Origin of the sequence: Paraburkholderia terricola (assembly GCF_003330825.1) — a bacterium.
Lineage (GTDB): Bacteria > Pseudomonadota > Gammaproteobacteria > Burkholderiales > Burkholderiaceae > Paraburkholderia > Paraburkholderia terricola.
Window position 1 is genome coordinate 2,679,244 of record NZ_CP024942.1, and the last position, 17,390, is coordinate 2,696,633.

Annotated in this window: 12 protein-coding genes; 6 read left to right on the forward strand and 6 right to left on the reverse strand. The window is 65.8% G+C overall.

Features of this window, described 5'->3' with window-relative positions:
• Nucleotides 1-19: 19 nt before the first annotated feature.
• On the reverse strand, nucleotides 20-1,063 hold the full coding sequence (locus tag CUJ90_RS30655) for a rod shape-determining protein (protein ID WP_073428388.1): 1,044 nt from the start codon (nucleotides 1,061-1,063) through the stop codon (nucleotides 20-22).
• Between the two features lie 286 nt (nucleotides 1,064-1,349).
• Between CUJ90_RS30655 and CUJ90_RS30660 the strand changes: the two genes are divergently transcribed.
• Nucleotides 1,350-2,546 carry a GNAT family N-acetyltransferase gene (locus CUJ90_RS30660; protein WP_073428387.1) on the forward strand — a complete coding sequence of 399 codons (1,197 nt, stop codon included), beginning with the start codon at nucleotides 1,350-1,352 and terminating at the stop codon, nucleotides 2,544-2,546.
• 141 nt (nucleotides 2,547-2,687) lie between these two features.
• Here the strand turns inward: CUJ90_RS30660 and CUJ90_RS32965 are convergent, their stop codons facing one another.
• The 4 genes from CUJ90_RS32965 to CUJ90_RS30675 form a co-directional block, all read right to left on the reverse strand.
• Nucleotides 2,688-2,858, reverse strand: a complete 171-nt coding sequence (locus CUJ90_RS32965; RefSeq protein ID WP_167363278.1) for a hypothetical protein — start codon at nucleotides 2,856-2,858, stop codon at nucleotides 2,688-2,690.
• A 210-nt stretch (nucleotides 2,859-3,068) separates the two neighbouring features.
• Nucleotides 3,069-4,286: a chromate efflux transporter gene (chrA, locus tag CUJ90_RS30665; RefSeq protein WP_073428386.1), complete on the reverse strand. Its 1,218-nt coding sequence runs from the start codon at nucleotides 4,284-4,286 to the stop codon at nucleotides 3,069-3,071.
• A gap of 157 nt (nucleotides 4,287-4,443) precedes the next feature.
• Entirely contained in the window at nucleotides 4,444-6,504 is a 2,061-nt protein-coding gene (locus CUJ90_RS30670) for a TonB-dependent siderophore receptor (RefSeq protein ID WP_227470612.1), read from the reverse strand.
• Between the two features lie 306 nt (nucleotides 6,505-6,810).
• The gene (locus CUJ90_RS30675; RefSeq protein ID WP_073428385.1) at nucleotides 6,811-8,799 is read right to left on the reverse strand and encodes a sigma-54-dependent Fis family transcriptional regulator; all 1,989 of its coding nucleotides are present in this window, start codon (nucleotides 8,797-8,799) and stop codon (nucleotides 6,811-6,813) included.
• A 450-nt stretch (nucleotides 8,800-9,249) separates the two neighbouring features.
• Here CUJ90_RS30675 and CUJ90_RS30680 point away from each other — a divergent pair, with 450 nt between their 5' ends.
• The 5 genes from CUJ90_RS30680 (at nucleotide 9,250) to lipA (ending at nucleotide 14,642) form a co-directional block, all read left to right on the forward strand.
• Nucleotides 9,250-10,332: an ATP-NAD kinase family protein gene (locus tag CUJ90_RS30680; RefSeq protein WP_114164544.1), complete on the forward strand. Its 1,083-nt coding sequence runs from the start codon at nucleotides 9,250-9,252 to the stop codon at nucleotides 10,330-10,332.
• A gap of 49 nt (nucleotides 10,333-10,381) precedes the next feature.
• The gene (locus CUJ90_RS30685; protein WP_114164545.1) at nucleotides 10,382-11,365 is read left to right on the forward strand and encodes a thiamine pyrophosphate-dependent dehydrogenase E1 component subunit alpha; all 984 of its coding nucleotides are present in this window, start codon (nucleotides 10,382-10,384) and stop codon (nucleotides 11,363-11,365) included.
• A gap of 158 nt (nucleotides 11,366-11,523) precedes the next feature.
• Nucleotides 11,524-12,528, forward strand: coding sequence for an alpha-ketoacid dehydrogenase subunit beta (locus CUJ90_RS30690; RefSeq protein ID WP_073428382.1), 1,005 nt, complete (start codon nucleotides 11,524-11,526; stop codon nucleotides 12,526-12,528).
• Between the two features lie 3 nt (nucleotides 12,529-12,531).
• Nucleotides 12,532-13,644, forward strand: a complete 1,113-nt coding sequence (locus CUJ90_RS30695; RefSeq protein ID WP_073428381.1) for an acetoin dehydrogenase dihydrolipoyllysine-residue acetyltransferase subunit — start codon at nucleotides 12,532-12,534, stop codon at nucleotides 13,642-13,644.
• A 2-nt stretch (nucleotides 13,645-13,646) separates the two neighbouring features.
• The gene (gene lipA / locus CUJ90_RS30700; protein WP_073428380.1) at nucleotides 13,647-14,642 is read left to right on the forward strand and encodes a lipoyl synthase; all 996 of its coding nucleotides are present in this window, start codon (nucleotides 13,647-13,649) and stop codon (nucleotides 14,640-14,642) included.
• 24 nt (nucleotides 14,643-14,666) lie between these two features.
• Here lipA and CUJ90_RS30705 read toward each other — a convergent pair whose 3' ends face one another.
• Nucleotides 14,667-17,093: a penicillin acylase family protein gene (locus CUJ90_RS30705; protein ID WP_073428379.1), complete on the reverse strand. Its 2,427-nt coding sequence runs from the start codon at nucleotides 17,091-17,093 to the stop codon at nucleotides 14,667-14,669.
• Nucleotides 17,094-17,390: the final 297 nt, after the last annotated feature.

Sequence of the window (17,390 nt, forward strand, 5' to 3'; positions counted from 1 at the left end):
GCTGGCCGCCTCGCGGCCTTCACTCGTAAGAGAACGCGCCGCCGAACTTGTCGATGCGTTCGAGCGCCATGCCCGAGCCGCGCACCACGCAGGTCAGCGGCGCTTCGGCGACGAACACCGGCAGGCCGGTTTCCTCGGCGAGCAGCCGGTCCAGATCGCGCAGCAGCGCGCCGCCGCCCGCCAGCATGATGCCGCGCTCGGCGATGTCGGCGCCCAGTTCAGGCGGCGTCTGTTCGAGCGCGATCTTCACGGCGGAAACGATCTGGTTGAGCGGATCGGTCAGCGCTTCGAGCACTTCGTTGCTCGATACCGTGAAGCTGCGCGGAATCCCCTCCGACATGTTGCGGCCCTTGACCTCCATCTCCTTGACTTCGGAGCCGGGAAACGCGGAGCCGATCTGCTTCTTGATCGACTCGGCCGTCTGTTCGCCGATCAGCATGCCGTAGTTGCGGCGAATGTAGTTGACGATCGCGTCGTCGAACTTGTCGCCGCCCACGCGCACGGAGCCTTTATAGACGATGCCGCCGAGCGAGATCACGCCGACCTCGGTGGTGCCGCCGCCGATGTCGACCACCATCGAGCCGGTGGCTTCCGAGACCGGCAAGCCCGCGCCGGTGGCCGCGGCCATCGGCTCCTCGATCAGATACACCTGCGAGGCCCCGGCGCTGTGCGCGGCTTCCTTGATCGCGCGCCGCTCCACCTGGGTCGACCCGCACGGCACGCAGATGACGATGCGCGGCGACGGCGCGAAGACTCGCGATTCATGCGCCATCTGAATGAAGCGCTTGATCATCTGCTGGGTGATGTTGAAGTCGGCGATCACGCCGTCCTTCATCGGGCGGATCGCCTCGATGTTGCCCGGCACCTTGCCGAGCATCTGCTTGGCTTCCTTGCCGACGGCGAGAATGATCTTCTTGCCGTTCGGTCCGCCTTCCTGACGGATCGAGACCACCGAGGGCTCGTCGAGCACGATGCCCTTGCCGCGCATGTAGATGAGCGTGTTCGACGTGCCGAGGTCGATGGCGAGGTCGTTGGAAAAATAGCCGCGCAGAAAACCGAACATGCAAATTCCTGTCTCTCGGATGCCGGGCGCGTGAGCGCGCCGCTTGGGGATGCCGCTCATGGACGGCAGGCGACCAGGTGACGGTCGGAAGAGTGGGAAGAATAACAGCTTCGGGTGCGAGCGCCGGTCCGGCGTGGGTCAGCGTGCGGCGGCGCACACACCGCGGCACACGCTCAGTGCATGCTCGTCTCATCGGTTTCGATCCACGCTGGCGTGCCTTCGCATCGACCGGGCGCGGACAACGAAAGCGGCCCGGCTTGTCGTGAGTCGATAGGGAGAGAGAACCATGCAGCCAGCGCACGCGGCGCGGACAGCGCGGCGCTACGAGGTCATCGGCGACGAAGCCGCATTTCGCGCGTTGCAGCACGAATGGGACGTGCTGTGGTCGAGGGCGCACGGCCACTACTATCAGTCGTTCAGCTATTGCTGGCTGGCATGGCGGCACGTGTCGAAGCCGCATGGCCGCAGGCTCAAATGCATCGTGTGCCGCGAGGGCGGGCAACTGGTCATGATCTGGCCGCTGGAGACGTGCAGACGCGCGCTCTGGACGTACCTCGTGCCGCTCGGGCCCGAAGGCGGCGACTACACGAGCGTGCTCGTGCGGGACGGCGAAGCGGCGCCGGCCTTGATTGCCGGCGCGTGGGACACCGCGCGCCGACGCTGCGGCGCCGATTTCATCCATCTGCAATACGTGCGGGAGACGCTCGAGCTGTACACGCTCGTGTCGCGGGAACGCAGCGTGTTGTTTGCCGAGGCCCACAACGCGTTTGCCGCGAGACTGCGCGGCCGGGGCGAGCGGAACGGCTGGGACGACTATTGCCGCACGCTCGGCACCTTGTTCGGCAAGCGGCCCGGCGGCTTTGCGAAACGCTTGTCCAGGGAAGGCAAGGTGGCCGTGCGCGTCGTCGATCCGGCCGAGGAGAGCGAAACCGCGTCCATCGTCGAATGGATGCTCAACTGCAAACGCAGTTGGAGCGATCGCGTCGGCAAGCGTAGCGCGTGGCTCGATTCGCCCGAGTACGAGTGTTTTCTGGCCAAGCTGATCCATTCGCCCGACGTGCCTTCGATGGCGCGCCTGATCGTGGTCACGCTGAACGAAGCGCCGGTGGCCGCGATCATCGTCAGTGTGGGCAACCCCTGGGCAAGCGCGATCTTTGCCGGTTACGACCCGTACTACGGTCGATGCTGCCCTGGCCTCGTCGCGGTCGAGGCATGCGTCAAATGGGCGTTCGACAATGGCTTCGATCTCGATTTCGGCGTGGGAAACGAACGCTTCAAGGCTTACTGGTCGCGCGGCGAGGCGTCCACCGCATGGACCGTGCGAACCGTCAATTCGCTGTGGGGCCTGCTGGCGATTCGCGGGTGGCGTCTCGCGCGATATCTCGGCGCGCGCGTGAAGGGCTTGCGCGAGGCCGGCGCCGCCTCGCCGGAAGCGGCGCGCGTCTTTACGCGTGACGGCAAGCGTGCGACGCGGGTTTCGTGATTCAGGCGTGTGAAGGTCAGTTGCGAGGGGTGCACGGATAACGGAACGGTAATCCGCAGGCCCATGCTCCGACCGGTGCGAGCGCCATGTCGGCCGACATGGCGCGCACGTCGGCAAAAACATGGGCAAAAGCGCCGGCCGCTAGGAGCGGTCGCGGCTGCGTGCACGGGTGGCGCCGGTGATCACCGCGACGCCGAGCAGAATGACCGCCACGATCGCAATCGTATGCTGGGCGACATGCAGCGCCAGCAATCCCCACGACACGCCGCCGATCAGAATGATCCAGCCGAGCAGGTAAATGACCAGGGTCATCGTTTTCTCCCTTGTTCGATTCGACGGACGAAGCGGGCTGCCCGTCAGGAAGCGCCGCCGGTCGCCGAGTGAGCCGTCGATGCGCGTTTATCCCGCTTTCGCGGTGCCGCGCGAGCGCGATCGACGGTTCTATCGAGTAGCAGATTCCGCGCCCGCCCCGGCGCTATCCGTTAGCGTCAAACGAGCAATCGGCATGCGTTCGCCGCCGCCTCAAGCGACCCACCAGGCGAGCGCGGTGGTGATCAGCACCACGGCCCACGACGGCGCGCGCCACCATCCGAGCAGCAGCAACGCGATCAGCACGAGCACGAAGTCCGCGCCGCCATGCACCGCGCTCGTCCATACGGGATCGTAGAGCGCGGCGAGCAGAATGCCGACCACCGCCGCGTTGATGCCGGCCATCGCCCGGCGCATCGAGGCGAACGCCCGCAGTTGCCCCCATAGCGGCAGCGCCGCGCCGACCAGCAGGAACGAGGGCAGAAAGATCGCCGCCGTCGCGATCAGCGCGCCGCCAATGCCCGACGGCTGACCCTTGCTGGCCGCGCCGAGAAAGGCCGCGAATGAAAACAGCGGACCCGGCACCGCTTGCGCCGCGCCATAGCCGGCCATGAATTCATTGGTCGAGAGCCAGCCGCGCGGCACGACCACGGCTTGCAGCAGGGGCAGCACCACGTGACCGCCGCCGAACACCAGCGAGCCGACCCGATAAAAAGCCGCGAACAGGTCGAGCGCATGGACGCGCAGCGATGCCGCCAACGCGGGCAGGCCGAACAGCAGCAGCACGAAGGCGCACAGACAGACGAACGCGCCGGCTTTCGTGCCGGGCATGCCGAGCGGCGCGCCCGGCACTTCGGTGGACGTCTTCAGGAACGCCGCGCCGGCCACGCCGGCTACGACAATCGACGCCAGCTGTCCGTAGGTCGCGCCGAGCATCACGACCGCCGCCGCCGCGCCGATGGCAAAGGTGGCGCGCGCGCGGTCGGGACACAGCGTGCGTCCCATCGACCACACCGCCTGCGCGACCACCGCCACCGCCGCCAGCTTGAGTCCGTGCACGAGATGCAGCGAGGTTGCGTCGGTCAGATGCGTGAAGCCATACGCGAAGCCGACGAGCAGCACGACGGAGGGCAGCGTGAAGCCGAGCCACGCGGCCAACGCGCCGCCGAGTCCGCCGCGCAGCCAGCCGATCGCGATGCCGACCTGGCTGCTGCCCGGCCCCGGCAAGAACTGGCACAGCGCGACGATGTCGCCGAACGTGTGTTCGTCGAGCCAGCGGCGCCGCTTGACGAATTCGTCGCGGAAATAGCCCAGGTGCGCGGCCGGACCGCCGAACGAGGTGAGTCCGAGACGCAGAAAGATGAAGAGGAGCGCCCACGGCGAGGTGCGCGCCGGCGCGGCGGCGGTCGACTCGGTGTCTGCAAGGTTCATTCGAATTGACGGAGCGGATGCGGGTAGTCAGCGGCGAAGCGCCGGATGCGCGCGGCCTGATCGGCCCTGCAAAATACCACACGCAACCGGCATCCATCCGCTTCGCTGCCCGCGCTTGGGCAAGGCCGTCGGCCAGCCATCCGTCACGACATCCGCCTCAGAACGAGAACGTCGTATTCAGCATGACGAGCCGCGCCTCGCCCTCGGCGATGATCAGATTGCTGTTGCTCGACGGGTAGTACGTCTTGTCGAACACGTTCTTCACGTTGAGTTGCACGCGTGTCGGAATCTTGCCGAGCTTCGTTTCGTAGGCGGCGAACAGATCCGCGACCACATAGCCCGGCAGCGTGAAGCTGTTGGCGGTGTCGCCGGCGCGCCGGCCGACCAGCCGCGCACCGCCGCCGAAACGCCATTGCCCCGGCAGATACGGCAGCATCGTGTCGTACACGGCGAACACGCTGCCCGTATGGCGCGCGGCATTGGCGAGGCGCGTGCCGTCGTCGCGGTCGGTGGCGTTCGTGTACGCGTAGCTGGCAATCAGGCTGACGTGCCGCGTCAACTGGCCGGCCACGTCGAGTTCGACGCCGCGCGAACGCGCGCTGCCGATGGTCGACGTGACGTCGCCGTTGGTCACGGCAACGTTGCTCTTGTCGATCTGATAGACCGCGAGCGTGCCGGTGATGCCGGGCTTCAGGTCGAATTTCAGGCCGGCTTCATAGATCCGGCCGCGCTCGGGCGAGAGCGGCTCGCTCACCTCGGTGGCGACGTTCGGCACGAACGACTTGCTGAAGTTCGCGTAGGCGGACAAGGCCGGGGTCAGCTTATAAACCAGGCCGAATTGCGGCAGCCACACTTGCCCATGTGAATGGTCCGCGACGACGAACGGCCGCCCGACACCCGAAAGCTGCTGCCAGTTTTCCCAGCGCACGCCGGCCACGGCGATCAACCGATCGGTCAGATGCACCGTGTCCTGCGTGATCAACGAGTAGGTGTGGACCTTCGACAGACTGTCGCTTTGCGTGGCGCTCGGCGTGCCGCCCGCGGCGAGCCTGCCGTAGACCGGGTCGAACAGATCGAAGCCGGACACCGCCTTGCCGCGGATCGTGTCGCCGCGGAACGAGCGCTGGCGTTCGTACTCGCCGCCCACATAGACTTCGTGGCGCATGCCCGCGAGGTTCAGATCGCCGATCGCGCCGATCGTCGCGATCTCGTCGGCATCGTTGCGGCCGAGATTCGCATCCGACGAGCGGCTCATGATGCCGGTCCTGCTGTTGAATGCGCTCGCGCGCGTCAGGTACTGATCGTAGCGGTCGCGGCTCCATCCGTAGGTGGCGCGCATGCGCCATTGATCGGAGAAGCGATGTTCCAGCTTCGCCCGCAGCGTCTCCTGCAAGCCCGAGCTTTGCGCCCACGCTTCTTCATAGCGGGTGTAGCGCAGCGCGTCGTCGGGATGGCCGTTGACCAGCACCGTGCCGCGGTCGAACGGCGTCGTGTAGTCGACATATTGATAGCTCACGTCGATCGACGTATTCGCATCGTGCCACGACAGCGACGGCGCGATCAGCGCGTCGCGCTGGCGGCCGAAGCTGCGCCAGTAACGCGCGGTGTTGTACTCGCCGGTCAGGCGAAACGCGAGCGTGCCGCCCGCGACCTGGCCCGGCTGGCCGATCGGGCCGGTCAGGTCGAAGCTGGTGCCGCTGCCGCGGTGGCTGGTGTAGGTTGCCGAGACCGAGCCTTGCAGCGTGTCCTCCGGCTTGCGCGTGATCATGTTGATCACGCCGCCGGGCTCCTGAATGCCGTACAGCAGCGAAGCCGGGCCCTTCAATACCTCGACGCGATCGATCGTCGCCAGATAGTTGTGCAGGATCGGCGAGCGGATGCCGTCGACGAGAATCGAGCCGTCGTTATTCGAACCGAAGCCGCGCTTCAGGAACGCGTCGCGCGTGCCGCCCAGCGTGTTGGTCTGCGTGATGCCGCTGACGTTGCCGAGCGCGTCGTCGAGACTGCGTGCCTGCTGGTCCTGCATCACGCTCGAACTGACGACCGCGACCGACTGGGGAATCTCGCTGATCTTGCGCTCGATGCCGCTCGACGTCTCGCTGGTGAGCGGCCGGTAACCGGCCGTGGGCTCGACCGCCGGCGACGCATGCACCGACACCGCGGGCAGTTCTTGCGGGTTGGACGGCGGGTCGCCGCCGGCATCGGGCGTGGCGGCCATCGCCGCGTGCGCCGTGGCGGTGCACATCAGCAAGGCGGCCCGCAGGCCAATGTGAAAACGACGATGACGGCCGTGGCGGCCAGGGAGCGCGGAAGTTCGCAGAAAACGCATGTGTCAGGAGAGACGGCACGCCAACCCGCGCGAGGACGCAGCAAGGAAGATGTAGCAACGTACAAGGGAAGTGAAAGATGCCGAAGCTTAAAGTAGATGCGAATCGTTATCAACAAGTCTCTAAAAAAACCGGCGATGGCGTGCGCAAGCAATGGCTCGTCGGTGAGGGGCAAGCACGAAGATCGAGCGCGAGGATCAACCGCGATGCGGTCCGACGATGCCGAGCTTCGCAATGCGCCGGTACAAGGTCGCGCGCGAAATACCCAACGCCTGGGCGGCGGCGTTGGGCCGCCATTGATGGCGCGTCAGCGCGTCGACGATCCGGGCGCGCTCGTCGCGCGGGTCGTCCTGGGAGTTGGCGAGTGCGTTGGCGAGTGGCTTCGCGTGCATCAGCGTGAGATTGCTCGCGGTGTCAGGCTCCAGCAGCGCCGCGATATCCGGCGCGACGTGCCGCAACTCCACGCGGGAAGAATCGCAAACCGCGCAGGCGTAGCGCAGCACATTGCGTAGCTGGCGAATATTGCCCGGCCAGTGAAACGCGGCCAGCCGGTCGGCTAGACGCGCATCGAGCGTGAGCACGTGAGCGGCCATCCGCGCTTCCTCGTCGAACACCGCTTCGATCACGTCGCGAATATCCGCGCGCTCGCGCAACGGCGGCATCGCGAGGCTCGCGCCGCTTAGCCGGTAATAGAGATCCTCGCGGAACGATCCTTCGGCGACCATGCCCGCAAGATCGCGGTGGGTCGCGCAAATCACATCCAGATCCACGCGCACGGGCGCATCGCCGCCGAGCGGCACGACTTCGCCTTCGGCCAGCACGCGCAGCAGGCGCGTTTGCAGATTGAGCGGCATATCGCCGATTTCATCGAGGAACAGCGTGCCGGTATGCGCTTGCGCGATCTTGCCGCGCGCGCCGCGGCTGCGCGCACCGGTGAACGCGCCGGGCACATAGCCGAACAGTTCGCTCTCGATCAGCGACTCGGGGATCGCGCCGCAATTCACCGCGATGAACGGCCGTGTGCGCCGCGCGCCCGCATCGTGCAGCGCGTGCGCGAATACCTCCTTGCCGACGCCGGTCTCGCCGAGAATCAGAATCGGCAGCCGCTTGCCGATGATGCGCAACGCCACCGCCGCGTTGCGCGCGATGCGCGGGTCCGCGCTGTGCAGAAAACGGCCGAGCGCGCCGATCGGCGGCTCTTTGCGCGAAGCCGAATGCGGCGATCCCGCGACGCCGTCCGCCACGCCGGCGGTTCCACGCGAGACGCGTTTGAGCGGCGCGCGAATGCGCGCGTACAGCGTCGAGCCGGTTGCGCGCAGACGCAGTCCGACAATCGCATCGGTGCGCGCCACGTCATGCAGATGCACGTCGGAGGTATCGAAGATTTCGTCCATATGACGCGGGCCGTTCAGCGCCGGAATGCATTCGCGCGCCTTGCGATTGGCGGCGACCAGGTTGCCGCATTCGTCGAAGGCGATCAGTATTTCGGGCTGCGCCTCGACAAAGTTGCGGCTCGCGTGGCCGAACAGGATCCAGTGCTGCGTGGTTTGATTGAGGAAGTAGCCGTCCTCGATCAAGCCGGCGCTTTGGCGCACGAGTTGGAACACGAGCCGCTGACTGTCGCGGTTATCCGGCGACTGCACCGCCGACGCGTCGAGCACGCCGATCATCTCGCCGGTCGGCGCGAAGATCGGCGCGGCGCTGCAGGTGAGCGTCGTGAAGGCTGCCCGAAAATGATCGGTCTTGTGCACGGTGATCGGCGCGAGATCGGTCAGCACGTTCGCCACGCCGCAGGTGCCTTCCTCGCGCTCCGACCAGCACGAACCGATGTACAGCCCCGCATGCTTGAAGTCGCCGCGGCGCTCGCGGTCGATCCGGTAATCGATGGTGACGCCGTGCGCGTCGGTGAGCATCACGCAATAGTCGGCCACGCGAATCATGTCGTGCAGGCGCGTCAGGCACTGGCCCGAAGCCCGCAAAAACGCTTCCTGCCTGCCTTGCACCTCGCGCAATTCCGCCGACGTCAGCACACGCGGTCCGATCACGGCGCCGGGATCGAGCCGGTACTGTTCGAACGATCGCTGCCACGACGAGACGAGGCGCGCGGAATCGGCGGGCGCGGGCAGCCTTCCTTCGATGGCGCCGCGCACGCGGTCGATATGCTGGGTCTGCGAAACGTAGGGCATGGTCGGCTCCGGTCGAGCGACGCCAGTGAGTACAGGCTGTTCTTGTAGCACATCCGGCTTCATCAATCACACTGCAATGCAGCACGCGAGACGCGTGAGACGTTCGTCTCACACGCGCTTGAGACGGCAGGTATCACGCCTGTCATGCGTGGCGTTCAGGCGTGGAAAGGTTTTGCGGGTTGTGTGCAGGCCGCGGGTTCGCGTTCGCATCGTCGCAATGCCTGGCCTTGAGACGCCGCCCAGGTTGCGTTGCACGGCGTTTTTCGACGGCGTCGAATACGCGACGTTCGCTTTTAGCCCTTTAAACAAGGCACTTTCCGGCACATTCACTGTTCGCCGCGAAAATTGGCACAGGCCTTGCAGTGTTCTCCGCACGATACAAGCGCCGTTGCTCGAACACGGCGCTTCCAATTACGAGTCCGCGCACGACGCGGGCAGGAGACAAGCCCAGTGCCATCACCCGTCACCGTCGGCGTGATCGCGAACCCCGCCTCGGGTCGCGACATTCGCCGCCTCACCACGTATGCGTCGGTGTTTCCGACCGCTGAAAAAGCCAACATGGTCGTGCGCTTGCTCGCGGGACTCGGCGTGCTCGGCGTGGACCGCGTGCTGACGCTGCGCGATCGGACCGGCGTCGCCGCGTTGCTGCTGCGCGCGCTCGACACGCATGCGGCGGTCGCCGCGCAACAGCGCTGGCCGCAAGTCGAGTTCATCGAGCAGCCGATCACCGACAGCGTGAGCGACACGCACGCGGGCGTCACGGCGATGCTGCAAGCGGGCGTCGAACTGATCGCCGTGCTCGGCGGCGACGGCACGCATCGCGCGGTCGCCGCGCATTGCGGCAAGGTGCCGTTGCTGACCTTGTCGACCGGCACCAACAACGCGTTTCCCGATCTGCGCGAGGCGACCGTCGCGGGCCTCGCCGGCGCCCTGGTCGCCTCGGGCGCGGTGCCGGCCGAGGTGGCGCTCATGCGCAACAAGCGCCTCGTGGTGCGTTGTGTCGACGGGCCGAATCGCGGTCGCGAGGAAATCGCGCTGGTCGACGTATGCGTGAGCCGCCAGCGTTTCGTGGGCGCGCGAGCCGTGTCCGATCCGGCCGATATCGAAGCGCTCTTTCTCACCTTCGCCTCGCCTGACGGCATCGGCTTGTCGTCGATCGGCGGCGCGTGGGCGCCGGTCGAACGCACCGCATCGCACGGCTTGCATTTGCGCTTCGCGCGGCCTGGCGGAGTCGGTGCCATCGGCGCGATCGGCGTGCCGATCGTCGCGCCGATCGCGCCTGGCCGCGTCGAGCGCGTGTTCATGCGCACCTGCGAGCGCTTCGAAGTCGGCGTCTGGATGCCGCTCGACACCGAGCACGGCACGCTCGCCTTCGACGGCGAGCGCGAAATCGAACTGGAGCGCGGCGACCGTTATGAAATCGCGCTCGACTGGGACGGACCGCTCACCGTCGACGTCGAACGCACGCTGCGTTATTCGGCGTCGCGGCAACTCGTGCGGGAGGTGGCGAACGTGGCCGCGCATCACAAGTAGGGGTTGGTCGGCAAGCAAACGAAGGCTGTTAACTGAAAGGAGACACACCATGTCGGTTTCGAGTGATTTGAGCAAGGACGAACTGCTGAAGGCGTATCGCATGATGCGCACGATCCGCGAGTTCGAGGAGCGTCTGCATGTGGAATTCGCCACCGGCGAAATTCCCGGCTTCGTGCATCTGTACGCGGGCGAGGAGGCGTCGGCGGTCGGCACGATGCTGCATCTGAACGACGCGGATTATGTGGCGACCACGCACCGCGGCCACGGCCATTGCATCGCCAAGGGCGTCGACGTCCACGGCATGATGGCCGAAATCTACGGCCGCAAGACCGGCGTGTGCCACGGCAAGGGCGGCTCGATGCATATCGCCGATCTGTCGAAGGGCATGCTCGGCGCGAACGGCATCGTCGGCGCGGGCGGGCCGCTGATTTGCGGCGCGGCGCTCGCGGCGAAGTACAAGAAGTCGGGCGGCGTGGGCGTGTGCTTTTTCGGCGACGGCGCGTCGAATCAGGGCGTGATTTTCGAGTCGATGAATCTGGCTTCGGTATGGCGCCTGCCGGCGATTTTCGTCGCGGAGAACAACGGTTATGCGGAAGCGACTTCGTCGACGTGGTCGGTGGCGACCGACAACATCGCGGATCGCGCGAGCGGCTTCGGCATGCCGGGCGTGATCGTCGACGGTTTCGATTTCTTCGCGGTGCACGAGGCGCTTGGCGAAGCGATCGAACGCGCGCGTCACGGCGGCGGACCGACGCTCGTCGAAGTGAAGTTCTCGCGCTATTTCGGCCATTTCGAAGGCGACGCGCAAACCTATCGCGCGCCGGGCGAAGTGCAAAAGCTGCGCGACGAGAAAGATTGCCTGAAGCGGTTCGAGGAGCGCGTGGTGCGCGCGGAGATGCTTTCGGCGGATCAGTTGCGGGGCGTCGACGCGGAGGTCAAGACGCTGATCGACAGCGCGGTGACGCAGGCCAAGGCCGCGCCGCTGCCGACCGCGGAGGACTTGTTGAGCGACGTCTACGTGTCGTATCCCTAACGCACGCGTTGCACATAAGCGATTTGCCAACCTTTTTTTTATGAGACTCGCGACGCGTGGGACAGGAGTAAGCGCTGAAGCGCTAACTCCTGTCGACTCGCTTTGCGTGGGGCCGAAGTAAGCGCTAAAGCGCTAACTCCGGCCGACAGGAGACAGACATGGCACGCAAGATCACATTCTCTCAGGCAATCAACGAAGCACTGAGCCAGGAAATGGCCCGCGATGAAACCGTCATCGTAATGGGCGAGGACAACGCGGGCGGCGCAGGCTCGCCCGGCGAACAGGACGCGTGGGGCGGCGTACTCGGCGTGACGAAGGGCCTCTTTCACAAATATCCGGGCCGCGTGCTCGACACGCCGCTCTCCGAAGGCGGCTATATCGGCGCGGCGGTGGGCGCGGCCGCATGCGGCATGCGGCCGGTGGCGGAGCTGATGTTCATCGACTTCATGGGCGTGTGCTTCGACCAGATCTTCAATCAGGCCGCCAAGTTCCGCTACATGTTCGGCGGCAAGGCGGTGACGCCCGTCGTGATTCGCGCGATGCAGGGCGCGGGCTTGCGCGCGGCGGCCCAGCATTCGCAGATGCTGACTTCGTTGTTCACGCACATTCCCGGCCTGAAAGTGGTGTGCCCGTCCACGCCGTACGACGCGAAAGGGCTGCTGATTCAGGCGATCCGCGACAACGACCCGGTGATTTTCTGCGAGCACAAACTGCTCTACGGCCGCGAAGGCGACGTGCCGGAAGAGTCGTATGCGATTCCGTTCGGCGAGGCCAACGTGGTGCGCGACGGCGACGACGCCACCATCGTCACGTATGGACGCATGGTGCATTACGCCACCGAGGCCGCGCAGAAGCTCGCGAAAGACGGCATCGAGGTCGACGTGATCGACCTGCGCACCACCTCGCCGCTGGATGAGGAAACGATCCTCGAGAGCGCCGCTCGCACGGGGCGCGTGGTGGTGGTCGACGAAGCGAATCCGCGTTGCTCTATCGCGACCGACATCTCCGCGCTGATTGCGCAGCGCGCGTTTCACTCGCTGAAGGCGCCGATCGAAATGGTCACCGCGCCGCATACGCCCACGCCGTTTGCCGGCGTGCTCGAAGACATGTATATCCCGTCGGCGCAGCAGATCGCCGAAGCCGTTCTGAAAGTGAGAGGTTAAGCGATGCCGATTCATATGATCACGATGCCCAAATGGGGCTTGTCGATGGAGCAGGGGCAAGTCAACGGCTGGCTCAAGAACGTCGGCGACAAGGTGGCGAAAGGCGACGAAATACTCGACGTGGAGACCGACAAGATTTCGTCCGGCGTCGAGTGCGCGTTCGACGGCATCTTGCGGCGGCAGGTCGCGCAAGAGGGCGACACGCTGCCGATCGGCGCATTGCTCGCCGTGGTGGCCGACGCGCAAACGCCGGACGCGGAAATCGACGCGGCGGTGGAAGCGTTCCAGCGCGACTTCGTGCCGGCCAGCGCGGAAGCGGGCGAGAGCGGCCCGCAACCGGAGAAGGCGCAAATCGGCGGGCGCACCGTGCGCTATCTGAAACTCGGCGAAGGCGGCACGCCCGCGGTGCTGATTCATGGCTTCGGCGGCGATCTGAACAACTGGTTGTTCAATCACGCGGACCTCGCCGCGCATCGCACCGTATGGGCGCTCGATTTGCCGGGCCACGGCGAGTCCGGCAAGGCGGTCGAAACAGGCAGCGCCGATGAACTCGCGGACAGCGTGATCGCGTTCCTCGACGATCGCGGCATCGACAACGCGCATCTGATCGGGCATTCGATGGGCGCGCTGGTCGCGATGACGGTGGCGGCGAAAGCACCGCAACGCGTCGCTTCGCTGGCGTTGATCGCGGGCGCGGGGCTGGGCGAGGAGATCAACGGCGACTACCTCGCCGGCTTTGCCGAGGGCAGCAGCCGCAATGCGCTCAAGCCGCATCTGATGAAACTCTTTGCCGACCCGGCGCTCGTCACGCGTCAACTGGTGGAGGATATCGTCAAGTACAAGCGGCTCGAAGGTGTGAACGACACGCTGCGCAAGATCGCATCCGAGGCTTTCGACGGCAACGTGCAGCGCACGCGCTATCGCGACCGGCTCGCTCAGCTTGCGCCTCGCACGCTGGTGATCTGGGGCGCCGACGATCAGATCATTCCGGCCGCGCATGCGCAAGGCCTGGAGGGCGACATTCGCGTCCATGTGCTCGAAGGCAAGGGGCATATGGTGCAGATGGAAGCGGCCTCCGAGGTCAATCGCCTGCTCGACGATTTTCTGGGACGTTGATCATGAGCGCCGCACTGCATGGCGATAGCGTTACCGCGCTCGGTCAGCACGGCAAGCGCAGCGGCGAGAAGCTCGCGCGGATTCCGGTGAAGATCGTGCCGGTGTCCGACGGCGAAGTCTTGCCGAAGCCCTCGTGGCTGCACGCGAAACCGATGATGAGCGAGACGGTGGCCGGCATTGCGGCGGTCTTGCGCGAACACCGCTTGCATTCGGTTTGCGAGGAGGCGATGTGTCCGAACATCGGCGAGTGTTTCGCGCAACGCACGGCCACCTTCATGGTCATGGGCGGCATCTGCACGCGGCGTTGTGCGTTTTGCGACGTCGCGCACGGCCGCCCCGCGCCGCTCGATGACGAGGAGCCGCAACGCCTCGCCCATGCGGTCGCGGCGCTCGGCTTGCGCTATGTCGTCGTGACCTCGGTGGATCGCGACGACTTGCGCGACGGCGGCGCCGCGCATTTTGCGCGCTGCGTCGCGTTGTTGCGTGAGCGCATGCCGGGCATCCGGGTCGAAGTGCTGACGCCGGATTTTCGTGGCCGTGTCGAGCGGGCCTTGGCCGCGCTCTCGCAAGCGTGGCCGGATGTCTTCAATCACAACCTCGAAACGGTGCCGTCGCTGTATCGGGCGGCGCGCGCCGGCGCGGATTACCGCGGCTCGCTGCAATTGCTGGCGCGTGTGAAAGAGGCGAACGCGTCGGTATTGACGAAGTCGGGTTTGATGGTCGGCCTTGGAGAAGCCGACGACGAATTGCTCGACACGATGCGCGATTTACGCGCGCATCGTGTCGATATTCTGACTCTCGGCCAGTACCTCGCGCCGTCGCGTTTTCATCTGCCGGTGCGCCGGTATGCGACGCCCGAGCAGTTTGCCGCGTGGCGCGGGGCGGGTTTGAAGATGGGCTTTCGCGAGGTGGTGGCCGGTCCGCTGGTGCGGTCCTCGTATCATGCGGACCGGGTGGCGGACGCGGCTAGCCATGCGTTGATTCGCGAGCAGGCATGAGCCTGGGTCGGGCGCGCCATGTCGCTACCTGGTTTGCGCGCCCGGCACGAGGCGAATGCGTTTTTCGGCGGCGGCTTCCACTGCCGCGCGCGAATAGAGCAAGGGAAAGTACTCGCCGTTGAGCCACATCGTCGCGAGGTCGCGATAGTGCGGACTGTCGGGATCGCCGGATTCGCCCGGCAGATTCACCGCGCGCGAGTTGTCCCAGTTGCCCACGTCGACGATCACGCGAAACGACGGTCCGTTGGTTTGCCGGAAGTCGCTCGCGCGATACGTCGACTGGTTCGGCGTGTACGCGCTGCCGCCCTTGCCGGTGGGGCCGACGTTGAGCTTCGCGCGCATGTCCGCGTCGACCAGATCGGCGAGCGGATGCGCGTTCAGGTTCGTTTGCAGCTTGCCCCATTGCCATTGGCCCGCATCCGCGCCTTGCAGGCTCACCATCTCCGCGTAGGCGTCGCGCAGGCTCGCCAGCAGCACGGCGTCGCGCTTCGTCGCCGCGTTCTCACCGAAGCGCGTCTCGGGATGCTCCAGCGAATCGAGCATGACGGCGGTATCGGGCGCGGCGAACGCCGCCGCCGCGGCCTTCGGCAACACGGCTTGCTTGAAGGCGCGGCCCAGGTGACGGCTGAGCCAGATTTCTTCCAGCGCGGCTTGCGGGGAGTCGGCGCGCATCTGCGCGTCCCAACCCTTCAGCATCGCGAGCGCGGCGCGCGTGTCCGGGTCGTCGCTGGACAGCGGTGCGACGAGCGCAACCAGCCGGCGAGCCGGGATCGATTCGATATCGTTTTGCAAACGCTCGGAATCCTCGATCGACACCTTCGGCAGCGCCTTCAACACTTCGTCGATGCGTTGATGCCGCGAGCCGTTGGTCCATTCGAAGCCGAGCTTGCGCTCGCCATACGAATAGCCGGCCGGCAGATTCATCTCGTTCGACGTGGTGAAGTAGCCGTCGGGCGGATCGTAGGCCGAGGGCATCTCATCGCGCGGCCAGAAGCCGGCCCATTCGTAGCGGCCGTCGCCCGGCACCGGCATCAGGCCGTCCCAGTTGGGGCGCTTCGGCGCGAGACCGCTCGGCACCCAGCCGATGTCGCCGTGCGTATCCGCATACACCTGATTGACGGTCGGCGCGCCCCAGGTCGAGAGCGCCTGCTTGAACTGCGTGAAATTTTTCGCGCGCATGTAGCGCACGGAATCGAAATACGGCGACATGCCCGGCGCGAGCCACGCGGTGCGCACGGCGAATGCGCGATGTTTCGCGTCCTCGGTATAGATCACCGGACCGTGCCGCGTGAACGCGAGATCGGCGACGACGGGCGCGCCGCCCCGCACGTCAATCGTCTCGCGCACGACGCGCATCGGCTCCCAGCGATCCCGATAGCGGTATTGACGCGGATTCGCCGGATTCAATTCGTAGACGTACAGGTCTTCCTGATCGATGTTGAAGATCGTCAGGCCGAACGCGATCGCGCCGTTATGTCCGATCGACACGCCTGGCGCGGACGGCTCGCCGCCGCCGATGATGTCGAGCGTCGGCGTGCTGATCTGCTGGATATAACGCAGGCTCGGCGCCGCATACGCGCGGTGCGGATCGTTCGCCATGATCGCGCGGCCCGTCGCCGATTTCGCCGGCGCGATCACCCAGTTGTTGCTGCCTTCCGTCACTTCCTCGGGGTTGTCCGCGGCGGCGATCACGGTGGCCGATGCGTCGGCGCTTTTCAGCGATTCGCGCGTGATGCGCACGCCTTGCGTGGCAAGGGTGAAGACCTTGAGCACATCGTCGGGCAGGCACGGATCGAGTCCTTCCGGGCTATGCGGCTGCCATGCCGGCTGAAGGCCGAAGCGCACCGAATCGGCCGCGAGCGAACTCTTGCAGGCTACCTTCGCGCGCGCGACCTCGCTTGTCAGGTTGCGCGTGAGGCCGTGGCTGCGAATGCGCACGACGTCGTCCGCGGACCACTTCGCGGGCCAGTAGCCGACCTTGCGAAACTCATAGGGCATCTGGTCGGGATGCGCGGCCAGCCAGTCGATATACGCGTTCACGCCGGCGGCAAAGCGCGAGGCCACCGGTTTTGCGTCGGGCCCGTAGCGTTTCCATTCCGCGTTCATGTCGCCGCGATAGAGAAAGAGACGCGCGGCTTTGTCCTGTTCGACGTAGGCCGGACCGAACACCTCGGCAAGCTGGCCGAGGCCGCGGCGGCGCCACAGGTCGATCTGGAACAGCCGGTCGCGCGCCGCGTTGAAGCCTTGCACGAAGAACGCGTCGCTTTCGTTCGCCGCGAAGATATGCGGCACGCCCCAACGGTCGATCAGGATGTCCGAGGGTCGAGCGAGGCCTTCGAGGGTGATGGTTTCCACGGGAATCTCAGCGGCGCGCGCGGCATGCGCTGTCGCTGTCAGTGCGGTGAATCCTGCGTATGCGATGAGCGCGATGATCTTGCGGGCCGGCTGCATGTTTCCTCCATGTTGTTGCAGTCCCGCCATTCAAAGCCAATTGCACGCGATCCGTCAACACGCCAGGACTTTGGGAATCGCGGACGCGGCACGCCCGTCACTCTGCTATCCGTGAATCGACGAAGCCTGATGTGATGAAGTGGCCGTGACCGTCACGGCTCACTCATCTGGCATGCCTCTTTCGCCGATACGACGAAAATTTCCTTGCTTGACCCGACGGCCACGCGTGACGCTGTTGTGATCTTTACTTCATGATTCTGGTGCGCCAATCACATTTCATCGTTGCAATACGGGCTT